At 40.1% G+C, this 25,474-nt stretch carries 24 protein-coding genes and 1 pseudogene; 19 read left to right on the top strand and 6 right to left on the bottom strand.

What is annotated here, in order from left to right; genetic code table 11:
* The first annotated feature begins 62 nt into the window (after window positions 1-62).
* From IWB18_RS03925 to IWB18_RS03885, 9 genes and pseudogenes are all read left to right on the top strand, one after another.
* Window positions 63-773: an SDR family NAD(P)-dependent oxidoreductase gene (locus IWB18_RS03925; protein WP_195682294.1), complete on the top strand. Its 711-nt coding sequence runs from the start codon at window positions 63-65 to the stop codon at window positions 771-773.
* An 18-nt stretch (window positions 774-791) separates the two neighbouring features.
* Window positions 792-1,121, top strand: coding sequence for a tRNA-binding protein (locus IWB18_RS03920; protein ID WP_195682293.1), 330 nt, complete (start codon window positions 792-794; stop codon window positions 1,119-1,121).
* A gap of 39 nt (window positions 1,122-1,160) precedes the next feature.
* Window positions 1,161-2,285 carry a radical SAM protein gene (locus IWB18_RS03915; protein ID WP_195682292.1) on the top strand — a complete coding sequence of 375 codons (1,125 nt, stop codon included), beginning with the start codon at window positions 1,161-1,163 and terminating at the stop codon, window positions 2,283-2,285.
* A gap of 62 nt (window positions 2,286-2,347) precedes the next feature.
* Window positions 2,348-2,692 carry an iron chaperone gene (locus IWB18_RS03910; RefSeq protein ID WP_195682291.1) on the top strand — a complete coding sequence of 115 codons (345 nt, stop codon included), beginning with the start codon at window positions 2,348-2,350 and terminating at the stop codon, window positions 2,690-2,692.
* 88 nt (window positions 2,693-2,780) lie between these two features.
* On the top strand, window positions 2,781-3,620 hold the full coding sequence (locus tag IWB18_RS03905) for a prenyltransferase/squalene oxidase repeat-containing protein (RefSeq protein ID WP_195682290.1): 840 nt from the start codon (window positions 2,781-2,783) through the stop codon (window positions 3,618-3,620).
* A gap of 56 nt (window positions 3,621-3,676) precedes the next feature.
* Window positions 3,677-4,901, top strand: a pseudogene (dpaL, locus tag IWB18_RS03900) (diaminopropionate ammonia-lyase).
* Window positions 4,902-4,923: 22 nt separating this feature from the next.
* Window positions 4,924-6,096, top strand: a complete 1,173-nt coding sequence (locus IWB18_RS03895; protein WP_195682289.1) for a YgeY family selenium metabolism-linked hydrolase — start codon at window positions 4,924-4,926, stop codon at window positions 6,094-6,096.
* A 135-nt stretch (window positions 6,097-6,231) separates the two neighbouring features.
* Window positions 6,232-6,936: a B3/B4 domain-containing protein gene (locus tag IWB18_RS03890; protein ID WP_195682288.1), complete on the top strand. Its 705-nt coding sequence runs from the start codon at window positions 6,232-6,234 to the stop codon at window positions 6,934-6,936.
* Between the two features lie 141 nt (window positions 6,937-7,077).
* Window positions 7,078-7,281 carry a dodecin family protein gene (locus IWB18_RS03885; RefSeq protein WP_195682287.1) on the top strand — a complete coding sequence of 68 codons (204 nt, stop codon included), beginning with the start codon at window positions 7,078-7,080 and terminating at the stop codon, window positions 7,279-7,281.
* Window positions 7,282-7,362: 81 nt separating this feature from the next.
* Here the strand turns inward: IWB18_RS03885 and IWB18_RS03880 are convergent, their stop codons facing one another.
* Window positions 7,363-8,031, bottom strand: a complete 669-nt coding sequence (locus tag IWB18_RS03880; protein WP_195682286.1) for a ferritin-like domain-containing protein — start codon at window positions 8,029-8,031, stop codon at window positions 7,363-7,365.
* Between the two features lie 114 nt (window positions 8,032-8,145).
* Window positions 8,146-9,363 (bottom strand): 6-phosphofructokinase, encoded by a 1,218-nt coding sequence (locus tag IWB18_RS03875; RefSeq protein WP_195682285.1) that lies wholly within the window; start codon window positions 9,361-9,363, stop codon window positions 8,146-8,148.
* 180 nt (window positions 9,364-9,543) lie between these two features.
* Here IWB18_RS03875 and IWB18_RS03870 point away from each other — a divergent pair, with 180 nt between their 5' ends.
* The 6 genes from IWB18_RS03870 (at window position 9,544) to IWB18_RS03845 (ending at window position 16,953) form a co-directional block, all read left to right on the top strand.
* The gene (locus IWB18_RS03870) at window positions 9,544-10,929 is read left to right on the top strand and encodes an alkaline phosphatase (RefSeq protein WP_225877751.1); all 1,386 of its coding nucleotides are present in this window, start codon (window positions 9,544-9,546) and stop codon (window positions 10,927-10,929) included.
* Window positions 10,930-11,157: 228 nt separating this feature from the next.
* Entirely contained in the window at window positions 11,158-13,059 is a 1,902-nt protein-coding gene (acs, locus tag IWB18_RS03865) for an acetate--CoA ligase (protein WP_195682284.1), read from the top strand.
* Window positions 13,056-13,715 carry a 3'-5' exonuclease gene (locus tag IWB18_RS03860; protein ID WP_195682283.1) on the top strand — a complete coding sequence of 220 codons (660 nt, stop codon included), beginning with the start codon at window positions 13,056-13,058 and terminating at the stop codon, window positions 13,713-13,715. The genes acs and IWB18_RS03860 overlap by 4 nt, the downstream gene beginning before the upstream one ends.
* A 189-nt stretch (window positions 13,716-13,904) precedes the next feature.
* The gene (locus tag IWB18_RS03855) at window positions 13,905-14,162 is read left to right on the top strand and encodes a DUF4212 domain-containing protein (protein ID WP_195682282.1); all 258 of its coding nucleotides are present in this window, start codon (window positions 13,905-13,907) and stop codon (window positions 14,160-14,162) included.
* A gap of 30 nt (window positions 14,163-14,192) precedes the next feature.
* The gene (locus IWB18_RS03850) at window positions 14,193-15,887 is read left to right on the top strand and encodes a sodium:solute symporter family protein (RefSeq protein ID WP_195682281.1); all 1,695 of its coding nucleotides are present in this window, start codon (window positions 14,193-14,195) and stop codon (window positions 15,885-15,887) included.
* Window positions 15,888-15,984: 97 nt separating this feature from the next.
* Window positions 15,985-16,953 (top strand): DUF294 nucleotidyltransferase-like domain-containing protein, encoded by a 969-nt coding sequence (locus IWB18_RS03845; RefSeq protein WP_195682280.1) that lies wholly within the window; start codon window positions 15,985-15,987, stop codon window positions 16,951-16,953.
* Here the strand turns inward: IWB18_RS03845 and IWB18_RS03840 are convergent.
* Window positions 16,950-17,690: a LytR/AlgR family response regulator transcription factor gene (locus IWB18_RS03840; RefSeq protein WP_195682279.1), complete on the bottom strand. Its 741-nt coding sequence runs from the start codon at window positions 17,688-17,690 to the stop codon at window positions 16,950-16,952. The two genes, IWB18_RS03845 and IWB18_RS03840, sit on opposite strands and share 4 nt — an antisense overlap.
* The gene (locus tag IWB18_RS03835; RefSeq protein WP_195682278.1) at window positions 17,687-18,976 is read right to left on the bottom strand and encodes a sensor histidine kinase; all 1,290 of its coding nucleotides are present in this window, start codon (window positions 18,974-18,976) and stop codon (window positions 17,687-17,689) included. The genes IWB18_RS03840 and IWB18_RS03835 overlap by 4 nt, the downstream gene beginning before the upstream one ends.
* Before the next feature lie 167 nt (window positions 18,977-19,143).
* Between IWB18_RS03835 and IWB18_RS03830 the strand changes: the two genes are divergently transcribed.
* Window positions 19,144-20,265 (top strand): AI-2E family transporter, encoded by a 1,122-nt coding sequence (locus IWB18_RS03830; protein ID WP_195682277.1) that lies wholly within the window; start codon window positions 19,144-19,146, stop codon window positions 20,263-20,265.
* An 84-nt stretch (window positions 20,266-20,349) separates the two neighbouring features.
* On the opposite strand, the gene IWB18_RS03825 is transcribed toward IWB18_RS03830, so the two are convergent.
* Both IWB18_RS03825 and IWB18_RS03820 read right to left on the bottom strand, forming a co-directional pair.
* Complete coding sequence (locus IWB18_RS03825; RefSeq protein WP_195682276.1) at window positions 20,350-20,619, bottom strand: hypothetical protein; 270 nt, start codon at window positions 20,617-20,619, stop codon at window positions 20,350-20,352.
* A gap of 19 nt (window positions 20,620-20,638) precedes the next feature.
* Entirely contained in the window at window positions 20,639-20,962 is a 324-nt protein-coding gene (locus tag IWB18_RS03820) for a hypothetical protein (RefSeq protein ID WP_195682275.1), read from the bottom strand.
* Between the two features lie 277 nt (window positions 20,963-21,239).
* On the opposite strand from IWB18_RS03820, the gene IWB18_RS03815 reads away from it, so the two are divergent.
* The 3 genes from IWB18_RS03815 to IWB18_RS03805 are packed head-to-tail and all read left to right on the top strand — an operon-like array spanning window position 21,240 to window position 25,433.
* The gene (locus tag IWB18_RS03815; RefSeq protein WP_195682274.1) at window positions 21,240-22,562 is read left to right on the top strand and encodes a leucine-rich repeat domain-containing protein; all 1,323 of its coding nucleotides are present in this window, start codon (window positions 21,240-21,242) and stop codon (window positions 22,560-22,562) included.
* Window positions 22,563-22,593: 31 nt separating this feature from the next.
* Window positions 22,594-23,922 carry a vWA domain-containing protein gene (locus tag IWB18_RS03810; RefSeq protein WP_195682273.1) on the top strand — a complete coding sequence of 443 codons (1,329 nt, stop codon included), beginning with the start codon at window positions 22,594-22,596 and terminating at the stop codon, window positions 23,920-23,922.
* Window positions 23,919-25,433: an ATP-binding protein gene (locus IWB18_RS03805; RefSeq protein ID WP_195682272.1), complete on the top strand. Its 1,515-nt coding sequence runs from the start codon at window positions 23,919-23,921 to the stop codon at window positions 25,431-25,433. The genes IWB18_RS03810 and IWB18_RS03805 overlap by 4 nt, the downstream gene beginning before the upstream one ends.
* Window positions 25,434-25,474 lie beyond the last annotated feature (41 nt).

The following is a 25,474-nucleotide window of genomic DNA, read 5'->3' as shown; positions in this document are numbered from 1 at the left end:
AGAATAAAGAATTCATTGATTTTCCGCAATTATTAAATCATTGCTGAAAGGAAGTTGATCTCATGTTTAAAAACAAAGTGGCAGTAGTTACCGGAGGTGCAGGTGGGATTGGAAAAGTTATTGCTGAAGAGTTCAAGAAGAACGGAGCTACTGTTTGCATTATTGACAAGCAAACAAATAGTTACTTCACTGGAGACATAGCTAAAAAAGATGCACTCGATAAATTTGCAGATAAGGTCATAAGTGATTATGGTCACGTAGATTATGTGATAAACAATGCTCTACCGTTGATGAAAGGTCTTGATGATTGCACTTATGAAGAATTTAATTATGCACTTCAAGTTGGAGTGACCGCTCCATTTTATTTGGCCAAATTATTCCTTGAATATTTTTCTTTAAATTCATCTATAATCAACATATCATCAACGAGGGATAGAATGAGTCAACCTAATACGGAAAGTTATACTGCAGCAAAGGGGGGTATTTCATCTTTGACTCATGCCATGGCTGTTTCACTGGCAGGCAAAGTGCGGGTAAATTCCATATCTCCCGGGTGGATCGATACGGATTATCATAAGTACAGTGGTGCAGATTCTCTTCAACATCCGGTGCAAAGAGTAGGAAATCCATTGGATATAGCAAATATGGTACTATTTTTATGTTCGGAAAAAGCTGGTTTCATAACAGGCGAAAACATCTGCATAGACGGCGGCATGACAAAACAGATGATCTATTCAGGAGATCATGGGTGGAATTATGATCCCAATAAGTAGGACCCGGGGGGAAGCATTATGGCGACATTAGAAAGTTTTTTAGAATTGGATATAAGGGTTGGAGAAATCATGCAGGCAGAAGTCTTTGAAAATGCAAAGAAGCCGGCGTACAAATTATATATCGATCTGGGGGAAACAATAGGAACCAAGAAATCCAGCGCACAAATTACGAATTGTTACCGGCCGGACGAACTTGTCGGGATGCAGGTGCTTTGCATCGTGAACTTTCCGCCTAGGCAAATTGCAAATTTTCTATCGGAAGTACTGGTGCTTGGCATATACTCCAAACAAGGAGTGGTCTTGATACAGCCGGAACGGCCAGTGGAAAAAGGGGATAAGCTGGGATAAGGAAATTCAAAAAAATATTCGAAAGTAGGAGAAGCAAAAATGAAAATTTCCAAAAGAGACGCATTGACCTGGTTTGAATTTTTTTCCGTATTACCGGAAGATGAAGAATTGATGATCAGGCAACAAGAAATTGCCTATGCAACATTCGCACAAATAGAAGCGGTTGTAAATCATAGAAATGCTGTGTTGATGTCAGAAATAAGCGACTTGAGAACATTGGAAAGTAGAACGTTGTTTGTTGGTGATGAGAGAAAGTTTCCACCAGGATGCCAGTCATGTCTGCTTGGAACCGGATTGAGTGCTGTCCGTAAGACGAACAAGTGCAATATTGTGTGTAAATTTTGTTATAATTATGGGGAACTTGACGATCAGCCGCCTGTGGGAGAAGGCATGTGGGAAATTGGGGTAACTAAATTTTATGAGAAAGACATCGATTTGCTGCTTTCCATTCAGGAAAAGCCCACAGGGATATCATACGTTTACTTGGAACCATTTATGGAAATCGAAAAATATTACCCGGTTATACGGAAATTCCAAGATGCTGGAATACACCAACATCTTTATACAAATGGAACACTTGCCACACCTGAAAACTTGAAAGCCTTGGGAGCTGCCGGATTGGATGAGATCCGGTTCAATTTGGGAGCGACGAATGGTTCGAATAAAGTTATAGAAAACATTGGGATTGCAAAAGAATATATTAAAAACGTAGGAATTGAAACTCCCATGACGCCGGAATTTTATCAAATGTTTTTAGAGAAAAAACAAGAGATTTTGAAAACGGGCCTTGATTTCATCAATTGTGCTGAATTGCATTTGAATGCGAATAACATTCATAATTACGATGGTGAAAACATGTATATTTCCAGACACGGTTATATTTCGCCGATTTGGAGCAGAGAATTGACTTTGAAATTAATGAAAATTGCAGTTTTAGAAAGCTGGGATGTAGTCGTACATGATTGTTCAAACGATACAAAGTTTGCCAGAGGATTAAACTTGGGAAGCAAAAGCGGAATGCCCTTCGGGGGTAGCAATTATGCCTGTGAATTCGCCAAGATCCCATATGGAGTCTTTTTGCCGATTTTAAATGATGAGAATTTTAAATTTTTGTATGAAGAGGAATTGCCGGAAGGATACAAGCCGGGAGAAATGATGTTCTAAAACCGACAAACACCGGGGACGGTTCTTTTTGTTTGATTTAGTATTTGATAGGAGCATGTTAGATGAATGAGGTAGATGAATATATTAGTAATTTCCCGGATGAAGTGCAGAAACGGTTGACTGAAATTAGAAATGTAATACTTGAAACAGCTCCATATGCAACAGAGCGAATTTGCATGAAAATACCGACTTACGACCTTAATGGAAAATGGTTGGTTCATTTTGCGGGATTCAAGAAGCACATAGGTTTTTATCCACAACCCGAAGGCATAGCAGCCTTCAAAGAGAAGCTAATTGGTTATAAGACATCCAAAGGTACAGTTCAATTTCCTTTGAATAAGCCATTGCCGCTGGATTTAATTAAAGAAATAGTTAAATATAGAGTTGATGAACAATCGAATCTATAAAGAAGGTTGATTGTCAAGAATTTGTATTTATGCAAACAAAAAGAACCGTCCCTTTTGTTTCCTTTTGCTTCTGAGGAGGTTGAGAAATGTGAATGAATCTAGGGAATATAAACCGGATATCGATGCGATACTTGCAAAACGCTACGATAATGGGGCTGATTATTGGACAACACCGGACAAACGCCTCGGTAAAGGCGGTCCATTCTCAACTTTGTCCAGCGTTCTTTTGCTATTGGAGTTGGGAATGGATCCGGCTGATAATCTGCTTAAGAAAGTGGCCGACTTGATTTTTGGTTGTCAGCGCGAAGACGGTAGATTCAAGCTATCCCCAAGTGGGGCGATATATCCATGTCATACTATAAACGCAGCAAATGTTTTATCCAATTTAGGATATTCGACAGACTCGAGACTTGAAAAGACGTTTAAACACCTCCTTGAAATTCAATTCATTGATGGCGGATGGAGATGTAAAAAGTTTAGTTACGGCAGGGGACCAGAAACTGAATTTTCTAATCCGGGCCCCACTTTAACAGCATTGAATGCCTTCCGATTTACAGATCATATTAATAAAAATGTTGCCTTAGACAGAGCGGTTGAGTTTTTGTTGGACCACTGGGAAATACGAAAACCCATAGGTCCATGTCATTATGGGATGGGAACTTTATTTATGCAAGTAGAATATCCATTTTTGACCTACAATTTGTTTTACTATGTGTATGTATTGTCTTTTTACGATCGTGCAAAGAGAGATGAAAGATTTTTGGAAGCCTTACAAATGTTGGAGTCAAAAATGGTGGATGGTAAAATCGTTGTCGAGAGAACAAACAGCAAATTGGCAAAGTTTGATTTCTGTAAAAAAGGAGAAAAAAGCATCCTGGGAACGGAGCGTTATTTAGAGTTGAAAAGAAATTTAAACAATCAGAAATAAAAAACAAACAAAAAGAACCGTCCCCTTTGTTTCTTTTGTTTTTTGGAGGTCATGTGATGAGAGATGTAAGTGCTATCAAATCTGTAACAAATGAGTTTTCAAGATTAAATAAAGACAAGAAAACTTCGGTAGAGTTTTTGAATAAAAAAAACGATCCAAGAAGTAAGAAATTTCCACAAAAGTTTTAAGGAATATGAACCTACGCCCCTTGTGAACTTAAAAGCACTTGCAAAAAGGCTGGGTGTTGCAAATATATGGGTCAAAGATGAATCCCGCAGATTTGGACTTAATGCCTTTAAAGTGTTGGGAGGATCATACGCCATGGGAAAATACCTGGCAAAACGATTGAATACCGATATCTCTCATTTGTCTTTTGAAAAGTTGAAGTCGGATGAGATTATGAAGAAGGGTGAATTGATTTTTGTGACTGCTACAGACGGAAATCATGGAAGAGGTGTAGCTTGGGCTGCAAGACAACTGGGACAAAAATCTGTAGTTTTCATGCCCAAAGGATCTTCAGTGAGCAGATTGAACAATATTAGGAACGAAGGTGCAGAAGCAACCATAACGGATCTCAATTATGATGATACGGTTAAATTGGCGGCTAAGTACGCAGAAGATCACAATGGAGTCTTGATGCAGGATAGTGCCTGGGATGGATATGAGGAAATTCCAAGGTGGATAATGCAAGGGTACGCAACAATAATCGATGAGATCATAGAGCAGTTGAATGAGGACAAATCCCATATGCCCACTCACGTATTTTTACAGGCAGGGGTAGGTTCTTTTCCCGGCAGTATATTGGGGTATCTGGTAGATGTATTTGGGGATGACAAACCCAAGGTGACAATATTAGAGCCAAACGAAGCAGCATGTATATTTGAGTCCGTGAAAGCTGGCGACGGGCAACCTCGTTCGGTGACCGGATTTATGCCGACCATCATGGCAGGTTTGGCTTGTGGAATACCCAACACCATTTCCTGGGAAATAATTAGAGATCACGCTGATATGTGCATCTCTTGTCCGGATTTTGTAGCAGCGAGAGGAATGAGAATGCTTGCAAACCCTTTAAATGATGATGTTAAAGTGATTTCAGGTGAATCAGGAGCGGTAGGAATGGGAATCGTAAGTTTATTGCTCGAAGACGAAAAGTTAAAAGATATCAAAGAAAAACTTAGCTTGAACGAGGAGTCTAACATCTTGCTGATCAGCACCGAGGGGGATACCGACCCTGAAAGCTACCGGGAAATTTTGTGGGACGGCAAGTATCCGTCAATATAAGAATGAAAGCGGAGGGACGGAAATGACGATAAAAATCAAAGAAGTTCTAAATGATTACAAAGATGAGATAATAGAACTTGCCCGGGAATTGGTGAAAATTAAAAGTTATTCGGGAGGCGAAGAGAAGATAGTAAGGTTCATTTCAAAAAAGATGACTGAATTGGGTTACGATGAAGTGATCATCGACACAATGGGCAATGTAGTAGGAAGGATCGGATACGGAGATAAAAAAATAATGTTTGATTCGCATATTGACACAGTAGAAGTCTTGGATGAAAATGAATGGGATTTGCCACCTTTTGGCGGAGAAATAGTCAATGGCAGACTTTACGGCAGAGGCTCGGTCGATATGAAGTCCGGTGCGGCAGCTTCAATATACGCAGGTGTGATTGCAAAAAAAATGGGACTGGACACTGAGAAAAGTGTATATGTTTCCTGTACGGTATTTGAGGAAGATTGCGACGGAGAAAATCTCAAGCATCTGTTTAAAGAAGTGGATCTTAAACCGGAATTTTTTGTTACATGCGAACCGTCGGACAACAAAATCGTGACAGGGCACAAAGGCAAGGCTCAGATCTCAATAAAAACCCACGGCGTATCGGCTCATGGATCAGCACCGGAGAAGGGCAGAAATGCAATTTATGAAATGTCCGAAATAATTCAACGAGTCGAAAGGACAAATAATGACTTGATGAAAATGGACGGTCCCAAAAGAACTCTGGTGATGTCAAGAATATCATCTACAAGTGTCTCGCTTAATGCCGTACCTTCGGAATGTGAAGTGTATTTGGACAGGAGAATGATCGTTGGAGAAACCGAAGAAACGATAAAAGATGAGATGGACAGGATAGTAGAAGGTAAGGATGCATCATGGGAAATAGGCACGATCAATAGAAAAAGTTGGACAGGTAGGGATATTGAGTACCAACCCTTCCACTTGGCTTGGGAAATCGGTTTTGATACGGAACTGTTACAGGCATGTACAAAGGCTTATGAGAAGACATTTGATAAAAAGCCTGAATTCGACTATTGGGACTTTAGCACCAACGCTGTAACTCCTGTAAATATGGGGATCCCGTCAATAGGATTTGGACCTGGAGTGTACAAGTTGGCTCATTGTCGCAATGAAAACTGTGAGACGGAAAAAATTGTAGATGCCTGTGCATTTTATTCCACTTTGATTTACATGCTGTAAATTGTGATATGTGATTTAGTGCCGGATGATTGTATTTATTGCAATGAAGAAATATACCGGTTCTGAATCGAAACAGGTAATTGACGACTTGTCAAAACTAACTAGGAAATGTCTTTACATGAAGGGAGAGAAAGAATGAAGTACACAGTTGAACCCAAGATTTTTGAACTAAATCCCGAACTGCAATTTGGGATCATTATTGGAAGGGGATTGAATAACGGTGAGTCATCAGATTCTGATGCACAGCAGCTAAAAGAAGCAGAAAACAAAGTCAGAGAAACGATCAAAGCGGAAGAATTGAGAATGGTCCCCAATATCAAAGAATATCGAGAAGTCATGCAAAAGTCGGGTATAAATCCCAATAGATTTCCACCGTCCACCGAGGCCATGGTAAAAAGGATAATCAAAGGATCTTCTTTGCCCAATATCAACGCACTTGTGGATTTATGCAATGCCGTTTCCTTGGAGAAGCAGATCTCACTTGGAGGACACGATTTAAAGGACATTCATGAAGATTTGAGTGTTCGGTTCAGCAAAGGTTCCGAGATATTTCTGCCTTTTGGTTCTACGGAAGTTGAAACTGTAGAAGAAAATGAATTGATATTTACCAGCGGTGAAGCTGTACAAACCAGAAAATGGATCTGGCGCCAGAGTGAATTGGGGAAAATGACAGCTGATACCAAAGATGTATTTTTTCAATTGGTTGGATTTGATGGTGAGATCGAGTCATTGATGAGTGCAATGGATTCTGTTGAGAAACTTGTTGTTGATCGATTTGCCGGTTCATGTGAAAGATTTTTAGTTACAAAAAACCAGAATTCCATTGAATTTGAAATTTGATTCTTTATTAATAAGCAGATTTTAAGGATTTATAATTGAAATTATAGGGTAGGAATCAAGTAGCGTATAATTTTATGAACAACTGTTTAAAAAAAGCAGTTGCAATCCGGAAACCGAATCCCGGAGGGAAGGAGGTTTAGTATGTCTGTAGTTAAAGTGATCGAGTTGTTGGCAGAATCAAATGTGAGCTGGGAGGCTGCTGCAAAAGATGCGGTAAAAGAAGCTGCAAAAACTGTGAAAAACATCAAAAGCATTTATGTAAGCGGATTACAAGGCGTTGTAGAGGGAGACGAAATCGTTAAATATCGAGCTGATGTAAAAGTATCATTTGTTGTAAAAGAATAAAAAAGTTTTTCCAAAGAAAAGCAGGAAGGTTGCGATCAAATCGCGACTTTCCTGCTTTTATAAGCTGACGGACACTCAAAATCAATTTGATAATCGATCTACTTGCTTCTGAAAGGCCGCAAGATGGCTTTCAGATCCGTTTTTAAGTGCAGTGAAAACCTGCTCGATATTATCAGGCAGATCGAAAGTCAAGAATTTTTCGTACATGGCAATATTGTCTATTTCTGCCTGAACCCCCGTCTGAGCCGCCTCCAGAAGATCTTTGGGGATAACCAAATGTTCGCCGGACGTATCCTCTGGAAAATCCAAATTGTACGAATCGTATACTTCTTCCAAGAAAGAAAGATGTGTTTCTTCAGATCTCATGATGTTGGCATAAGGGTTTCTATTGCCAAACTCATTTATTATGGCATCGTATTCCCCATGAGCCAGATATTCATCCTGAACTGCATACATAAGCATGTCAGCTATCGATAAATCTGTATCGTTCAAAGCTCCCATCGCTCCATAACCTTCCAGAGACAATTCTGATTCAAGATCGCCAATAGGCTCAGGATCAGGGTCGATTTCGTGTTCAGGATAAATAATTTCCTCGTTTTGAGAGGGATCGGTTTGAGACTGATCTGCCGAGGAACCGTCAATGTCGTTGTTGCATCCTGCAAAGAAAAACATTGACACGATCAAGAATAGTGCCATTAAAACTATAACGAGACCTAGTCTGCTTCTTCCCTTTTGTGATTTTGAAATCATTTTATACACCTCACCAAAATTAAATTTATGTATGACTCTTAACTTGATGATAAACCCGGTGTGTGTCTTTCTTGTGGCAAAATTCAGATTTGAAATAATATTTTATATTTGATTTCAAGGCTGCAGCAGTTTTGGTACCTTGGGTGCCTTGATCCATGAAGGCTGTGGCAGACCTGAACCCAAGAGCGGCCGGGCGTAAGCCTTGAAGAGATCAGTGACATCGTTGCCTGAAGGGCTGATGAACTCTTGAGGCATATATTTTGTCTTGGCTGCGATATCTGCAAAATCGGCAAGCTGATAATTTACAGAATAATCACCGATTCGCTTTATGATCACTGAACCGTCAACATCGTTCCAAATGGACATTTGAACCGCCCTTTCACCGACTTCTCTAGCTTCCTGTTGGTCTACATCGGAGACACATCCGAAAAATGAACGTTGCAAGTAGCCGAAAGTATCGCTTCGAACCCGGGGGATCTTAAGTTTTTCCTTTATCTGTTCTGCCAACAAATCTCCTAAAAATCCACTTCCTGATAAATTTATATTTCCATGAGCGTCTTTTTCCACGTGTTTGTTCAAGGTCACTGCGATAGGTACTCCAGATAAATCTTTGATACCTTCTGATACGGCTATGATGCAGTATCCAAATTTATCATAAATCGACTTCACGTCTTTTAAAAAATTTTCCATGTCGAAGGTCACTTCAGGCAGATAAATAAGATGTGGGCCATCACCATGATATTTTCTGGCGATAACGGAAGAAGCCGTCAAGAAGCCGGAATTGCGTCCCATGATTACCCCTATATATACGCCATTCAAAGATCGAACATCCAGATTAATTCCCATAAATGCCTGAGCCACGAATCTGGCAGCAGAACCAAACCCGGGAGTATGATCGTTTAAAACCAGATCGTTGTCTATGGTCTTGGGAACATGCATGACTCTGAGTTCGTAGTCTGCTTTTGAAGCTTCTTCGTTGACGATCCTTGCAGTGTCGGCAGAATCGTTTCCACCTATATAATAAAAGTATCTGATGTCGTGAGCTCTCAAAACCTTAAAGATTTCTCTGCAGTAATCGCTGTCAGGCTTGACCCTTGTCGACATGAGAGCAGATGAAGGAGTTAGAGCAACACGCTCAAGATTATGAGTGGTTTCCTGGCTCAAATCAAGAAAATCTTCATTTACAATTCCCTCAACGCCTCTTAAGGCTCCATAGACCCTTTTGACTTGAGAGTATTTTCGTGCCTCAAGTACGATGCCTGTCAAGGTTTGGTTGATCACGGCAGTAGGTCCGCCGCTTTGTGCTATCAAAACTTTTCCGCTAAGTCCCATGTTTATTTCCTCCCTACTGAATAAGTTGGAGTATATATACCCAATTAATCATCAAAGAAGAGTAAAACGTGCAGGAATTTTAAATTTAACAAGGATACTACACAACCATAATAGGAGTTTAACACAGTAATGGTATATTCAAGGTGCAGTACATAAACCTGAAATTGAAAGGAGTTTACAATGAAAAGAAAGATGTTTAAAACAGTTGCTTCTGTTGCAATGGCAGGATTGATCCTGGCAGGTACGATGGTTCCCACGATGGCTGCTAGGAAAGATTCCACTCTGCTAACCGGAAAAGGCAAAGATGTCAAAAACGTAATTTTGCTCATATCCGACGGATGGGGTTCAAATCAGATTTTAGCGACTGATTATTTTACTGACGGAAAAGCAGGAACCCAAATCTACGAAAATTTTCCTGCCAAAGTAAATATGAGCACCTATTCTTTTGGAGAACCGGGAACTGAAGATGATCTTGATTCTGTTTATACTTCTTCTTTGTGGGATAATTTCAATCTATTAAAAAACAACCCTACCGATTCGGCTGCTGCCGGAACGGCGATGTCAACTGGCACTAAGACTTATGATGCAGCTATAGGTGTGGATCAGGAATTGGAAGATTTGAAACATATCGCTGAAGATTTTGAAGAATTGGACAAAGCTACGGGAGTGGTTTCTTCAGTGGAGTTTAGCCATGCGACACCCGCAAGTTTCGTAGACCACAATGCGAGCAGGAACAATTATAGTGATATCGCAAATGGAATGATCCAAAACAGCGCTACCGACGTTATAATGGGAGCTGGAAATCCAAATTTTGATGACAATGGACAACTTAGAAGTACGCCAAATTACAGGTATGTTGGAGGAGAAGAAACCTGGGAGGCCTTATTAGCTGGAACCTTGGGTAATGACGCTGACAATGACGGGGATATCGATTATTGGAATCTTATACAAACTAAAGATGATTTTGAAGAATTGCAGTATGGAAACGCTCCTGATCGATTGATAGGAGTTCCTGAAGTATACTCCACTCTTCAGCAATCCAGAGGCGGAGACAGGTATGCAGATGCATTTGATGTACCATTCAATGACAATGTACCGACTTTGGAGGTAATGACCAGCGGTGCATTGAATGTTCTGGACAACAATGAAAATGGATTCTTTCTTATGGTCGAAGGTGGGGCGGTAGACTGGGCCGGGCATGCCAATCAAAGTGGAAGATTGATAGAGGAGCAGGAAGATTTCAACAGGGCAGTTGAAGCCGTCTGTAACTGGGTGGAAGAAAACAGCAACTGGGGAGAGACGTTGGTCATAGTGACTGGAGACCACGAAACCGGATACCTGACTGGGACTGCAGGTGTTTATGATGAAGTAAAAAATAACGGAGCAGGCGAAATGCCTACCATGGTATGGAACAGCAGCAATCATACAAATCAATTGATACCTCTCTTTGCAAAAGGAACTGGAGCTGAGATATTCAAAAAATTGGCTGATGAAACTGACCCCGTCAAAGGAAACTACATTGATAATACCGAAATTTCTGTTGCCATGAGAGAATTGATAAACTGAACGAATACAAAAGAGAAGTAAAAGAGAAGTAAAAGAGGCTGCCGACTGATCGTGAAAGAAGTCGGCGGTCATTTTTTTTGTTTCATGACGCATGACAAATCCTGCCGAACAGAGATTGAAACCAACCGTTTGGAGGTAATATTTGCCGTTCGTCAAAAGAAGATGAATGCACTATCCCTTTGTTGTATAATCAATGGTAAGAAAGTTTAATCGATTGGAGGCCTGATCATGTCCGATAAAAAAACATTTCCACCCATTGAAGAATTTGTCCAAAGAGCAAATTATAAGAGCAGCACTGAAAATCCGGATCATCTCAGCTTTTGGGAAAAAGAAGCCCAAAGGCTCCACTGGTTTAAAAAGTGGGATAAGGTATTGGATGGAAAAGTTCCATTTGTCAGGTGGTTTACCGGAGGTAAGTTGAATGTTTCATACAATTGTATCGACCGCCATCTTGTCAGTTGGAAAAAGAACAAAGCGGCACTGATATTCGAAGGAGAACCTGGTGATGAAAGAGTCATGACATATCAGGATCTGTATCGTGAAGTGTGTAAATTTGCAAATGTATTGAAGGATCTGAACGTAAAAAAGGGTGATATCGTCACCATTTACATGCCGGTGATTCCTGAAGCCATAGTTGCCATGCTGGCATGCACAAGGATAGGTGCTGTACACAGTGTAGTTTTTGGTGGATTTGCCCCACACGCACTTGCTGAGAGAGTCAACGATTCAAAGTCTAAAATCCTGGTTACAGCTGACGGATATTGGAGAAGGGGCCAAGTTATAAGGACGAAAGACAACGTGGACAAGGCTCTGGAGGATTGTCCAACAGTAGAAAACGTGATCGTGGCAAAACGGGTATCAAATCAGATCAAAATGACCAGGGGCAGGGATCATTGGTACTCTGAGCTCATGGATTTTCAAATGGGAGACTGTGAACCCGAACAGATGGATTCTGAGGACACCCTTTTCATAAAATATACAAGCGGTGCAACGGGAAAACCAAAGGGAATAGTCCACACTACCGGGGGATATTTGACCTGCGCCAGTTCGACACACTACAATGTTTTTGATATCAAGGACGAGGACGTTTACTGGTGTGCAGGAGATATCGAGTGGATAACAGGTCACAGTTACACAGTCTACGGCCCATTGTCAAACGGTTCTACAGTTGTCATTTACGAGGGGGCTCCCGACTTTCCGGAAAAAGACAGAGTTTGGTCAATTATTGAAAAGTACAGGGTCAATATTTTTTACACATCGCCTACGGCAATCAGAATGTTCATGAAGTGGGGAGACCGTTGGATCGCCAACAAAGATATAAATTCTTTGCGACTTTTAGGTTCTGTAGGAGAGACTCTCAATCCGGAAGTTGGGGAATGGTATTACAAGAATGTGGGAAAATCCCGTTGCCCGGTAGTGGATACCTGGTGGCAGACTGAAACAGGTTGTATCATGATAAGCCCTTTGCCTGGGACAACGCCGGTTAAATTTGGATCAGTAGGATTCCCTTTGCCAGGGATCGAAGCCGATATCGTTGATGACGAAGGGAATTCGGTTCCCAACGGTCGAAACGGATATTTGGTTATCAATGATCCGTGGCCTGCAATGGCAAGAAATGTTTACAAGGATACGCAAAAGTATATCGATACGTATTGGTCTGTTTTTGAAAATAAGTTTTATACAGGTGATGGGGCATTTAAGGATGAAGATGGTTATTTTTGGATATCAGGCAGAGTAGATGATGTAATAAATGTAGGTGGTTACAGGTTGGGGAGCGCCGAGTTGGAAAGTGCTGTATTGACTCATCCATCCGTGGCGGAAGCGGCAGCCATCGGAATGAATGATGACGTTGGCGGTAGTGCGATCTGCATCTTCGTCACTTTGATAGAGGGATCAAATCCACATGAGGATCTTGAAAAGCGCATTAGCGATCTGGTAGTTGATGAGATCGGAAAATTTGCCAGACCGGAGAGGATCTACTTTACCAAAAACCTTCCAAAAACCAGAGGAGGTAAAATAATGAGAAGATTGCTCAGAGACGTAGCCGAGGGCAGAGAGCTGGGCGATACCACAACCCTTTTGGATGTGACGGTAATCGATGATCTGACATCTTCAGGAGTAAGAATGTGAATCTGTTTCATTTTTTAAGAAGTGGATCATCCCCAAAAAAAAGTGATGCAGGCGAACTACTTAAAAAGGACTTCGTTGTTTTTGATTTTGAGACTACGGGATTTTCGGCTTCAAGGGGCGACAAGGTCATTTCGGTGGGGGGAATAAAGGTTATCGATGGAAAGATCAACAGATCAAATGGCTTTTATTCTCTTGTAGATCCACAAAGGGAGATCCCAGAAGTCGTCACCAAGTTGACGGGCATACAAAAGAGTCACGTGGAAGGGAAAAAAACCTTTGAGGAAGTAATGCCGCTGTTTATGGAATGGGCCAATGACAAAACTCAAAACCCATTGATAGCAGGTCATGCCATAGACTTTGACGTAACATTTTTAGGGCAATTCAAACAGAGGGATCCCATGTTCAAGAAATATCTTGATACCAGGACTTTGATCGGCATGGTATATCCTGGGCTGGGGAACAAATCCCTGTTTCACATTTCGGAATACCTGGAATTCAAGATTCTTAAAGAACACAATGCGTTGGAAGATGCGATCCTGTCAGCACATGTATTGATTGCCGCACTTACAGAGCTGAAAGCTCAAAATATCACTACGCTGGACAGTCTGGAGAGAATGATAAAAAGCAAAAACTTGATACTGCCATCACAATATTAAAAGTCTCTTAAGGGACTTTTTTTTCATGAGCGGCAGATTATTAGGGCTGAGCGGTCACTTCGGAACGATGATACCGTTTACACCAATAAAACGACTGCACGGAACCGGAATCAACCGTATGAAGAATTATAATAGTCAGGTTGCATTTGGGAGTGTAAGATTTAATAAAAACTAAAGGGGGCAAAGCATATGGAAGAAAATAAAGATATGAAGGAATACTGGAAAAAGAATGTGGCATTGATAAGAAACTTGTTGATAATTTGGGCATCCGTTTCATACGGTGTAGTTATTATTTTTGGAGATTTTTTCAGCAAGATCGATTTTTTCGGTGTGAATGTGGGCTTTTGGTTTGCCCATCAGGGATCCATAATCACATTTGTATGTATTGTGGCCTACTATGCATGGAGGCTGGATCGACTGGACAAAGAGTACGGAGTGGAAGAATAAAACTAGAGAGAACAATAAGGGGGAGACCTAATGAGCGTTGAGATATTGACATTGATTTTTGTAATGATAACTTTCGGCATATATGCATATATCGGTTGGTGGGCAAAAGCTGTGGATACAAAGAGTTTTTATGTTGCAGGGAATGATATACCAACAATAGCCAACGGAGCAGCCATAGCGGCCGATTGGATGTCCGCAGCATCGTTTATTTCCATGGCGGGACTGATCGCATTTTTGGGATATGACGGTACTGTATATTTAATGGGGTGGACCGGAGGATATGTTCTGCTGGCGCTTTTATTGGCTCCATACCTGAGAAAGTTCGGAAGATTTACAGTTCCGGATTTTATCGGGGACAGATTCTATTCTAATAAAGCTAGAGCGGTGGCGGCAATCGCGACCATATTTGTTTCTCTTACTTATGTAGCAGGACAAATGAGAGGAGTAGGGATAGTTTTCAGCAGATATCTAGGGGTAAATATCGAGCTGGGAGTAGTAATAGGCATGGGACTTATAATGTTTTTTGCCGTGATCGGAGGAATGAAGGGCATTACATGGACTCAGGTGGCTCAATTCGTGATCCTCATAGTGGCATTCATAGTTCCGGCAGTCGCAATATCCTTGAAATTGACAGGGATACCTGTACCGCAATTTGCAATGACTTTTAGCGACATAGCAGTTAAACTGGGGGAAGCTCAAATAGAAGCGGGTCTTAAAGAATATATATTGCCATTTCAAAATATGAGCAAACTGAACGTATTTATGATGACTATGGCTCTGATGGTAGGTACAGCAGGCCTTCCTCATGTAATTACCAGGTTTTATACGGTAAAGACGGTTAAGTCTGCAAGGTGGTCGGCGGTGTGGGCCTTGTTGTTCATATCCATACTGTATACCACGGCTCCAGCTCTGGGGATGTTTTCTCAATATAACATAATAGACACTATCCACAACAGTCCTGTTGAGGAAATGGATCAAGTGGAATGGGTCGGCAAATGGGAGAGTACGGGGCTTTTGACTTTGGATGACAAAAACAGTGACGGATCGTATCAAGTTTCAGGGATCAAAGATGAAAATGAAGTGGGGATAGACAAGGACATAATAGTTCTTTCAACGCCCGAAGTTGCAGGTCTTAGTCCCGTGATCATAGCATTGGTGGCAGCTGGAGGGCTTGCGGCAGCATTATCGACGGCTGCAGGGTTACTTTTGGCCATGTCAAGTGCTGTCTCTCACGACTTGTACTATAAAATATTCAATAGGAACGCTACAGAAAAGCAAAGATTGAGAGTTGCAAGAATCATGATTTTCGTCTCCGTATTGGCTGCAGGATATTTTGGCATTAATCCTCCAGGATTCGTTGGCGAGGTAGTTGCATTGGCATTCGGAATAGCCGCTGCCAGTTTGTTTCCGGCAATATTTCTCGGTATATTCGACAAAAGACACAATAGGGAAGGCGCTACTGCAGGCATCATAACAGGATTGTCATTTACGGTCATCATGCTGGTACTGATGAAATCGGTGCCCATACTGGGAACTGAGACTCCGATAATCGAAAGCTTTTTGGGCATCGATGCCACTGGGATAGGAATTATCGGGATGATCATACATTTTGTCGTTGGATTCACAGTGTCTCGATCAACATCCGAACCGCCGGCGGAAATCCAGGAAATGATAGAAAGCATAAGGATACCCAAGGGATCACAGGCGCCACAAGGGGATCATTGATTCAATCCAATGCCGCATTAAAATGATATAATAAAGCTGACGGTTTTTCCGTCGGCTTTATTGTTTATGAATAAACACCAAATGATGGAGGTGCCTTTTGAAAAGAAGCGAGAGGATAAAATTTGCTGACATCGATTCCGATTCCAGAATAAGAGATCATGTGTTAAAAGGTTTGGACAAAGGAGAAGATTTATTTGACTTGATTGCAGATATAAATAAAGCAAATGATGAGAAGAAAGTGGAAGTCATAAGTGAAGTTATAGAAGAGATGAAAAAAGACTTTGGATATCCCCCTTCAAAATATTGCTGGATAGAGATGGGCAGTGCAGGCAGGAGAGAACAGATTTTCAGAACAGATCAGGACAATGCTCTGATTTATGAAAGCGGAGAGAATGATCAGAAGAACGAGGAAATAGATAGGTATTTCAAGGGATTTTCAAAAAGGGTCAACAAAGAATTTGAAAAGTTGGGTTTTGCACCATGTCCGGGAGATGTGATGGCAGAAAACAACTTTTGGAGAGGAAGCATGGAAGATTGGCAGTCAAAACTAAAAAAATGGACTGGAGTGCCCAAGGGAGCCAACATCAGAAATCTAACCATATTTTTGGATTTTAGACCACTGTGCGGAAGTCTCGAGCTGGGATACAAGTTAAGAAATTCATTGAATGACAATGTAAGATTCAGTCCGTTGTTTTTAACATTTTTGGCCAGAGATGCCTGCTCGGGGATTTTGGCTTCGGGCAAGGAAGAATTCAACGTAAAGACCGGACTTTTGGTACATTTGGTTGACTGCGTCAGAGTATTTGCCATCAAAGAAGGCTTGGAGCAGACAAATACCGCTGACAGGATAAAAATACTGGAAGAAATAGGAGTTTTGTCTCCAGAGTTTTCATATGAAATAACGGATGCACTGGAATTCATTATGAGGCTTAAGCTTTATTCGAAAGATAATGTTATCGATCCGGAACGCTTAAATAAAAATCACAGAAAAAATCTGGAAGATGCCTTTAAAAGCATAAAAGTACTTAGAAGGATAACCAAAGAAGAATTTATACCGGACAATTAAATTTCCAGTAGTTTTTTCAGTCCTTTAGCCTGCCTTCTGCTGACGGGTATTTCCGAATTTTTTGAATCTGCAAGTCTTATGTTGTAGGTGCCTTGAAAGAAAGGGGTTATCTCTTTGATTTTTGACAGGTTCACCAAGTAGCTTCTATGGCATCTGAAAAACAGTTTTGGGTCGAGTCTTTCTTCCAGACTGTTCAAGGTATATTTGGTGATGTATTCATTGTCGAATGTTCGAACAAACACGTAACTTCCCTCGGAATATGCGTAGAATATTTCGTTGATATCCAACAAGAGGATCCGACCGTTGAATTCAACTGAAATTCTTTCCAATTTGACCGGTGTTTGTTCAAAAACCGCTTTTGAAGCAGCCGGAACCTTGAGTTTTTTGATCTTCTCGATTGTTTTTGACAGTTTTTCTTCTTCGATGGGTTTCAGTATATAATCCACTGCATTTACTTCAAAAGCTTTTAGTGCATATTGTTCGTATGCAGTTATGTACACAATGAAAGGGGGGGCGTCCATTTCTTTGATTTTTTCTCCGACTTCGATCCCATTTGAATTGGGGAAATTTATATCCAAAAAAACCACATCGTAGTCCAATGCACCGATCAAAGCCAGTGCTTCCTTGCCTGAAGCGGCTTCTCCTACGATCTCAACATCACCGATCCTTGTCAATAAATATCTCAGTTCTTCCCTTGCAGGGTATTCATCATCTACTATTAAAGCTTTAAGAGTCATCTATCCATCACTCCTTCGTCAATGCTCAGTGGTATTTTAAATGAGGCGTTTGTGCCTTTGCCTGGAGTACTGGTTATGATCAGACCATATTCATCTCCATACAAAAGTTTGAGTCTTTCGTGGACATTCGGTATCCCCACGCCCAAACCTGACCCGGTACCCTTTTCGTAAATTTTCGGGATATTCTTTTGTTCTATGCCTATCCCATTGTCAATTACGGATATTATGATTTGATCGTATATTTGTCGCACGGTTATTTTAAGTATCCCTGAACCATCTTTAGGAAGTATTCCGTGAATGATGGCATTGTTGACCAAGGGCTGTACCGACATGACGGGTATCTTGAATTTCTTTAATTTTTCATCGATATCGATGATGACCGCAAGTCTGTCTCCAAAACGAGCTTTTTCGATAATTATGTAATCTTCGATTATCTTGAGTTCTTCGCCGATAGTGGTAAACCGGTGGTTGTTTCCCAAAGTGTAACGAAGAAAAGTGGATAATCTGCGAATCAATTCTCTGGTAAAATCAGGGTTTTTATTTACATACATGTTTATGGCATTCAGAGAGTTGAATAGAAAATGAGGGTTTATCTGTGCCTGCAGCGCATCCAGGCGAGCTTCCGTAGCCAACTGTGCTTGTCTGTCAAGTTCCGATGATTCCATTTGGAGCGATATCAATCTGGATAATTCCTGGCAGGTTTTGATGAATTTATTTGTGAGGATCCTGCGATCCAGCTGAAATAGGATGAGGGTACCGGATGTTTTGCTCTTGTAGTACAGAGGGAGGATCAAAACTCTTTCGAAACTGCAAGTGCAATCCGCCTTCGGGCAGTCTTTTAAGGATACGTTTTTTGCAATTTGTATTTTGCCGGAAATCAGAACTTCTTTAACTTCTTTTATCGACAAATTTTCAATTTCCGTACTGATGGGACAATTCGTTCCGATAAAAGCGATAACGTTTTCATTTTCGGTTATAGCAACAGCAGTGGATCCGGAAATATTTTTGACAATAGTTGCAAGCTCCGCAGAAGTGGCTGATCTGATCGGTTTCACGTGGCTCGAGGCGTTGAAATCTGATGGGACATCTTCATTTGAATTATATGCGGATGCCCTGGTTGCAAAATAATGTCCGATAAAAATCAAAACCATATGAAACGAACCTATCAGGATGACAGGCAGCAATGCATCGGGAAAGAGAATGCAGATACTTATTGTTGCGATCGTTGTTAAAATGACTATTGAAACCATTATCTTGTCTTTGAAAATTTCATTAAGGTTTTTCATAGCATATCCTTTTTGATAGTATTATATTCTGTGGACTTTCATTTGTCAAAAGTTGGATCAGAGTGATTTTTGGACATGCGGCCTAAAAAATTGTCTAAAAAAGATTCTGCTGTCAATTATGTGGTAAAATATTTTTAAATAGAAATTTAAATTGAAGGGAATCATTTATGAGAGAAGGAAAAAATCAATTCAAAAGCATGTCCGCTTTAAAACACATTCTAATTGCCGGCCTGGTGTTACTGATCGTATTGAATATAAAAACCGTGACAAACGCTGCGGGAGTGGCCTACAAAATATTTTATCCTCTGATCCTCGGAGCGATGATTGCATATGTTCTAAACCTTCTGATCATTTGGTTGAACAAGTTATACTTTCCAAACAGCGAAAATCGATTTATACAAAAATCCAGAAAGATCGTCACGTTGATATTGTCATTGGTAACAGTGGTTCTTGTGGTTTTTATATTTACAAGGCTGTTGATCCCAAAAATAAACGAATTTTTTGACTTGCTTATAAAAGGTTTCCCTGTGTTTTACGACAAACTTGTAGATTGGTTCCTTAGATACTCCGAAGAATTTCCGATTTTTAAACAGTGGGTGAATGAATTGGACATGAGCGGCGAAAGTGTATTGAGAAGAGGACTGGAAATCATAGGAGATTGGGCTGGCGGTACTGTAAGCGTGGTAGGCTCGATTTTCGGATCGATCTTCAACATCATAGTAGGATCAATTTTCTCCATCTATATATTGGCATCCAAAGACGAGTTGATAAATTTGTTTGACCGGATATTCAAGGCTTATTTAAGCAAGAACACTAGAGAAAAATTCTACTATGTGCTGGATACTGCAAACTTGTCATTTTCTCAGTATTTTATCGGACAGTTTAAAGAAGCAGTCATCTTGGGAGTGTTGTGCACCCTTGGGATGCTGGCTTTTGGGTTTCCGTACTCATCCGTGATCGGTCCGGTCATTGGTCTTACCGCTTTGATACCAATGGTAGGTGCGTATATCGGAGCCGGTGTGGGTTTCTTGCTGATAGTAATAGTAGACCCGGTAAAAGCTCTGTTTTTCATATTATTCATTGCTGTCTTGCAACAACTTGAAGGGAATGTCATATATCCGAAAGTGGTTGGTAAAAGCGTGGGTTTGCCAGGAATTTGGGTTTTTGCAGCAGTAATGGTGGGCGGCGGCTTGATGGGAATACCTGGTATATTGTTGGGAGTGCCGATATTTGCAACTGCTTATAAATTGATGGGGAAAGCTGTGAATGATAGAATTGAAGCTCAATAAGTGGCAAAAAAGGATATGATAAGTAGATATTGCCCTGAGGACCAGTTGGCGATCGTAAGATCGATAAAACTGCCTTGGGGTTTTTTACCAAGGATTCTTTTTTCTGACTTTCATTTTGATTTCATTTAGATTCAGTTTTAAAATATTTTGTCTGTCAAAAAATATTTTTTCTAAAATGACTCCCTTGCGAGTGATTTTTTCCAAAACGTAGTCTTTTTCCCGGGTTTCCATGGTCAGGTCGACCTTGTCGTAATAATTGACTTCAAGTACGTATCCATATTCCTTGCCCATGTAGATCCCGTAATGATGTGGGTCTATTTTTTTTATGATTTTTTCCAGTCTTCTATCTGACAAAAAGATCATCCTTTATTTTTTAGTGTTTTATAAAAGAAGCGACTTTTTCATGAATGGCACACGGTGTCAAGGTTTTGCTGTCAGTGTATTCAAAAGATTTGAAAATTATCATTTTATGGCACTCAAGATACTGAATAATCTCGTGAGATCTGTCAAAATATATAATGTGAGATGTATTGTCCTGAATACTGATTTTTTTATATACATATTTTTTATGAAAATATTTTGTGCAAGCAGAGGTAGGATTCAAAAAAATATAATACAGGTACATTTTGGTTGTGCCTGCAGCATATCCATTAAAATCAATCAGTTTAAGTAAAGCAGCCAATTCTTTTGTTTGCATATGGACCTCCTAGGTCGTTTTTATATAGTTTAATCTTGTGATCAAATTTAATCTAATTCCATAAATCGATAAAAGTTTTTGGAAAAATAAAAGAATTGAACAGGATCGACTTGATTTTTAACTGCAGATAAAGAAATGAACAGTTTTGAACCAAAACTGTTTCAAATTATCAAAAAATGGAAATTAACAATAAATGTGATATTCTGTCTTTTAAGAGTCAAAAAAGTAAAATAGGGTAATATTCCCATATGAAAGATACACTATGGAGGTGTTATTTTTGATCGAATTTGCAATCGTAAATAATGAAGCTGTTTTAATGGCTTGCAAAGTTAAAAAAAGTGAAGCTTTGATGATTCCGGATGAATATAAAAATCTTAAAGTAGTTAAAATATCACCTAGGGCATTTGAAAATTGCTCTGAGCTGAAAGAAGTCGAATTGCCCGAATTCTTGAAAGAAATCGGGGATTGGGCTTTTGCAGGATGTACCAAGCTAAGAAAAGTAACTTTCAAAGGCCATATCGGCAAGATTGGCGCCAATGCTTTCTACGGGTGTGAAGCACTGGAAGAAATCCATTTGCCGAGTACGATAAAAATAATTGAAAAAGCTGCTTTCAGCAGATGCATTAGTTTAAAAAAGGTCACTTTGCCCGATCAACTAGAAAGGTTGGGATGGTATGTTTTTTCGGGTTGCACGCAACTTGAGGAAGTAGTGATGAATCAAGGCATAAAGCACTTGGGCGGAGGTGCCTTTAAAGGTTGCATGGGGATGAAGGAAGTCGATATTCCGAAATCACTGACTGATATAGGGCCTCATGCTTTTGAGGGGTGTAACGACCTTGAAAGGATAAAGGTTTCGGCACATAACACCAGTTTCTCTGATTTAAATGGGATACTATTTGATAAAAACAAGAAAGTATTAAAAACATTTCCACCGGGGATTTCAGGGGGATACACAGTTCCGGACGGGGTCGAAGCCATTAAAGATGAGTCCTTTTGGGGATGTGAAAAGCTAACGGGATTAAAATTAGGCAATGATGTAAAAAAGATGGGACACCATGCACTCAACGGATGTAAACTTGTAGAGATCGATTTGCCCTGCAGTCTGACTCAAGTAGGAGAATGGGCTTTTGGTGATTGCCCAAGGTTGGAGAAAATAACTATTGAAGGAGATTGCATCCAAGATCCGAAAGTGCTAAAGGAGCTGAAAAAAGTCCTCTCCGGAAAGATGATTTTAAATTTCTCAGGTGGGAACAATGTATTTCAGTATTTATTTGACGAAGAGCAAAGGTTGAATTTGACTATGGGTTATTGCAGCGGTAAGCAGGATGTAAAAAACTTCGCAAAAATAACATATGATAATTATGCGAAAGAGCACTTTGATGAGATTTTCAATTTGGTAGTGAAAGATGATTCCGTAGAGGGAACAGCATATTTTGGAGGAAATGACTTTTATTCCCGGGACATAAGTGAAATGATAGAAAGAGCAAATAAAAGAGGAGCAGTTAACGTACTGATGTACTTGATGGAATACAAAAATAAAAACTTTGGATTGGATGACATTTTAAACAAGCTCGACGAAGAATGGGATCTTGATTTTTAAATCTGGGCGGGGTGAGAGTATGGAAGTTGAAATGAAGACAAAAAAAGGTGAAGAACTGGCGTATAAAATAGTTAACATGTCCAGAGATCATCTTATGGTATCTTTCAGGTTTCTGGATAGAGCTCTCTACAGACTGGAATTTAAGGCTGCTTCGCAAAATAACATGGGAACCAACGGAGAAATTTTTTTCTTGAATCCTGTAGAGGTTATTGAAAACTATAAGGCTGACAGACAGAGCGTCGCGAGGATATATCTGCACTCTATTTTTCACTGCATCCTTCAACATCCATTCATGAAAGATGACAAAGTCTCGAGGATTTGGAACCTGGCATCGGACTTGGCTGCGGAAAATTCGATCCTTGAATTAAATAAAGCAGTCATTAAGACGGCCAGGGACGGAGAACAAAGAAAAGAATTGTCAAAATTAAAGAAGTCGGGAATGGGAATGACAATTGAAAAGATATACAGTTTTCTCATTGAAAACAAATCTGATGAAGATGAAGTCAGAAGACTGGAAAAACTTTTTTACAGGGATGACCACGATTTTTGGGACAGAGACAACGAAAATAGAAAATTTGATACATCAAATATCAAAGATCGTCAGGAAGAATGGAAGGAAATAGGTGAACGTATAAAAACAGATTTGGAGACATTTTCAAAGGATTTTGCAGAGGGAAGAGAAGGACTTATTCAGAATATAAAAGAGGTAAACCGGGAAAGGCGCGATTACGGAGAATTTTTAAGAAAATTTGCAGTGCTGGGTGAAGAAATAGAGGTCAATGACGATGAATTCGATTATATTTTTTATACCTACGGCATGGAGTTGTACGGCAATATGCCGTTGATAGAACCATTGGAACATAGGGAAGATGTAAAGATAAAAGACTTTGTTATCGCAATTGATACATCCGGGTCCTGTGCAGGTGACGTAGTAGAGGCTTTTTTGAGCAAGACTTATTCGATTTTGAAAAATTCTGCAAGTTTCTTTAAAAAAGTGAATATACACATTATCATGTGTGATGCAAAGGTGCAACAGGATATAAAAATAACCAGTGACGAAGAATTCGAGGCTTATATGAAAAACATTGCCTTGTGCGGGTTTGGAGGGACTGATTTTAGACCCGTATTTAGTTATGTAGATCAACTGATCGAAGATGGGGAATTTGACAATTTAAGAGGTCTCATTTATTTTACCGATGGATATGGAAAATTTCCGACCAGGAAACCAGATTACGACGTAGCCTTTGTATTTGTGGAGGACGAGAAAATTTCCGGGAAGGTTCCGCCATGGGCGATCAGACTTACTTTGAGAAGTGAAGATATAAAAAATCAAGAAAAAGGACGGAGTGTGAAATCATGAATATAACCGAAGCGAAGGACCAAATAAAAAACACCATTAAAATTTATTTAAAAAAAGATGATTTTGGAGAATACAAGATCTCTTCTGTCAGACAGAGGCCAATATTTTTGCTTGGAGCTCCGGGAATAGGCAAGACCGCCATAATGGAGCAGATAGCCCAGGAAATGGGGTTGGCCCTGGTCTCGTATTCCATGACGCACCATACACGACAAAGTGCCTTGGGTCTGCCATTTATCGAACATAAGAATTACGGTGGAAAAGATCATGTGGTTTCCGAATATACGATGAGTGAAATAATAGCTTCCGTTTATGAAGTTATGGAGGACAGCGGGAAAAAAGAAGGGATATTGTTTCTGGATGAGATAAATTGCGTTTCTGAGACACTGGCTCCGGCAATGTTACAGTTCTTGCAGTACAAGGTTTTCGGCAGACACAAAGTTCCAGAGGGATGGGTGGTGGTAACTGCCGGAAATCCTCCGGAATACAACAAATCCGTACGAGAGTTCGACATCGTTACAATGGACAGGCTGAAAATATTGGAAGTCAAAGAAGATTATTCCGTGTGGAAAAAATACGCTTCTACTAAAGGGATACACGGATCTATCCTGACATACCTGGATATCAAAACAGATGATTTTTACTCAATAGAAACTTCCATAGATGGGAAATCCTACATAACCGCAAGGGGATGGGAGGACTTGTCCGAAGCCATCACTATGTATGAAGAAGAGAAATTGGATGTAAATGAAGAACTTGTAGGCCAGTATATAAGAAATAAACGGGCGGCCAAGGATTTTTCGATTTATTATGATCTGTACAATAAATACAGAAAAGACTACAAGGTGGATGAGATCCTTAACGGAAATTTTATATCAGGCGTCAAAGAAAAGGCTAAAGAAGCCGGCTTTGATGAAAGATTGTCTTTGATCGGGCTTTTAATGGAATCCGTGCTGAACGAAATGAGGAAACACGAAATGCGCGAAGCCTTCTTGAAAGAGTATGTGCTAGTGCTCAAACAGATAAAAATAGACTGTGATATTGCCGGCAAGGAGGTTTCATCCATCATGGAAAATCATGTGAACAGTCAGCACAAGATGATGCAATCCGAGGTAGCCGCAAGCAATTTATCACATGAGAAAAAGTTTATTTATCACCAAGTTATAAAAGCTTTGAATGAAGATAAAGACACCCTGAAGAACAATAATAGGATCTCGCATAAGGAGGCTTTTGATTCTTTGAGGCATGAATTTGAAAAAAGGGTAGAAGAAGTCAAGAAAAATGCCATTTCAGTGGGAGAAAAGCTTCATAACATGTTTGGTTTCGTCGAAGAAGTGTATGGTGAAGGCAGAGAAATTTTGGTCTTGGTGGCTGAACTCACTTCAAATTATTACGGTGCCAAGTTCATCAGCTCCAAAGGATCAAAAGATTACTACCGGCACAATAAAAAATTGATTTTTGATGAAAAACAAAAAGAAATTATGGCAGAGATCGAGGATTTGGATGTATTATGATAATCTGACTTAAGGATGCAGAATAAAAGATAAAAGTGATT

The organism is Alkalibacter mobilis (assembly GCF_015594845.1).
Lineage (GTDB): Bacteria > Bacillota > Clostridia > Eubacteriales > Alkalibacteraceae > Alkalibacter > Alkalibacter mobilis.
Note: the sequence above shows the minus strand (reverse complement) of the source record. Positions and strands in the feature narration are given on the sequence as shown.

Coding starts and splice junctions, on each gene's coding strand:
- IWB18_RS03925 (WP_195682294.1), top strand. CDS start 63: ATGTTTAAAAACAAAGTGGCAGTAGTTACCGGAGGTGCAGGTGGGATT.
- IWB18_RS03920 (WP_195682293.1), top strand. CDS start 792: ATGGCGACATTAGAAAGTTTTTTAGAATTGGATATAAGGGTTGGAGAA.
- IWB18_RS03915 (WP_195682292.1), top strand. CDS start 1,161: ATGAAAATTTCCAAAAGAGACGCATTGACCTGGTTTGAATTTTTTTCC.
- IWB18_RS03910 (WP_195682291.1), top strand. CDS start 2,348: ATGAATGAGGTAGATGAATATATTAGTAATTTCCCGGATGAAGTGCAG.
- IWB18_RS03895 (WP_195682289.1), top strand. CDS start 4,924: ATGACGATAAAAATCAAAGAAGTTCTAAATGATTACAAAGATGAGATA.
- IWB18_RS03890 (WP_195682288.1), top strand. CDS start 6,232: ATGAAGTACACAGTTGAACCCAAGATTTTTGAACTAAATCCCGAACTG.
- IWB18_RS03885 (WP_195682287.1), top strand. CDS start 7,078: ATGTCTGTAGTTAAAGTGATCGAGTTGTTGGCAGAATCAAATGTGAGC.
- IWB18_RS03880 (WP_195682286.1), bottom strand. CDS start 8,031: ATGATTTCAAAATCACAAAAGGGAAGAAGCAGACTAGGTCTCGTTATA.
- IWB18_RS03875 (WP_195682285.1), bottom strand. CDS start 9,363: ATGGGACTTAGCGGAAAAGTTTTGATAGCACAAAGCGGCGGACCTACT.
- IWB18_RS03870 (WP_225877751.1), top strand. CDS start 9,544: ATGAAAAGAAAGATGTTTAAAACAGTTGCTTCTGTTGCAATGGCAGGA.
- acs (WP_195682284.1), top strand. CDS start 11,158: ATGTCCGATAAAAAAACATTTCCACCCATTGAAGAATTTGTCCAAAGA.
- IWB18_RS03855 (WP_195682282.1), top strand. CDS start 13,905: ATGGAAGAAAATAAAGATATGAAGGAATACTGGAAAAAGAATGTGGCA.
- IWB18_RS03850 (WP_195682281.1), top strand. CDS start 14,193: ATGAGCGTTGAGATATTGACATTGATTTTTGTAATGATAACTTTCGGC.
- IWB18_RS03840 (WP_195682279.1), bottom strand. CDS start 17,690: ATGACTCTTAAAGCTTTAATAGTAGATGATGAATACCCTGCAAGGGAA.
- IWB18_RS03835 (WP_195682278.1), bottom strand. CDS start 18,976: ATGAAAAACCTTAATGAAATTTTCAAAGACAAGATAATGGTTTCAATA.
- IWB18_RS03830 (WP_195682277.1), top strand. CDS start 19,144: ATGAGAGAAGGAAAAAATCAATTCAAAAGCATGTCCGCTTTAAAACAC.
- IWB18_RS03820 (WP_195682275.1), bottom strand. CDS start 20,962: ATGCAAACAAAAGAATTGGCTGCTTTACTTAAACTGATTGATTTTAAT.
- IWB18_RS03810 (WP_195682273.1), top strand. CDS start 22,594: ATGAAGACAAAAAAAGGTGAAGAACTGGCGTATAAAATAGTTAACATG.
- IWB18_RS03805 (WP_195682272.1), top strand. CDS start 23,919: ATGAATATAACCGAAGCGAAGGACCAAATAAAAAACACCATTAAAATT.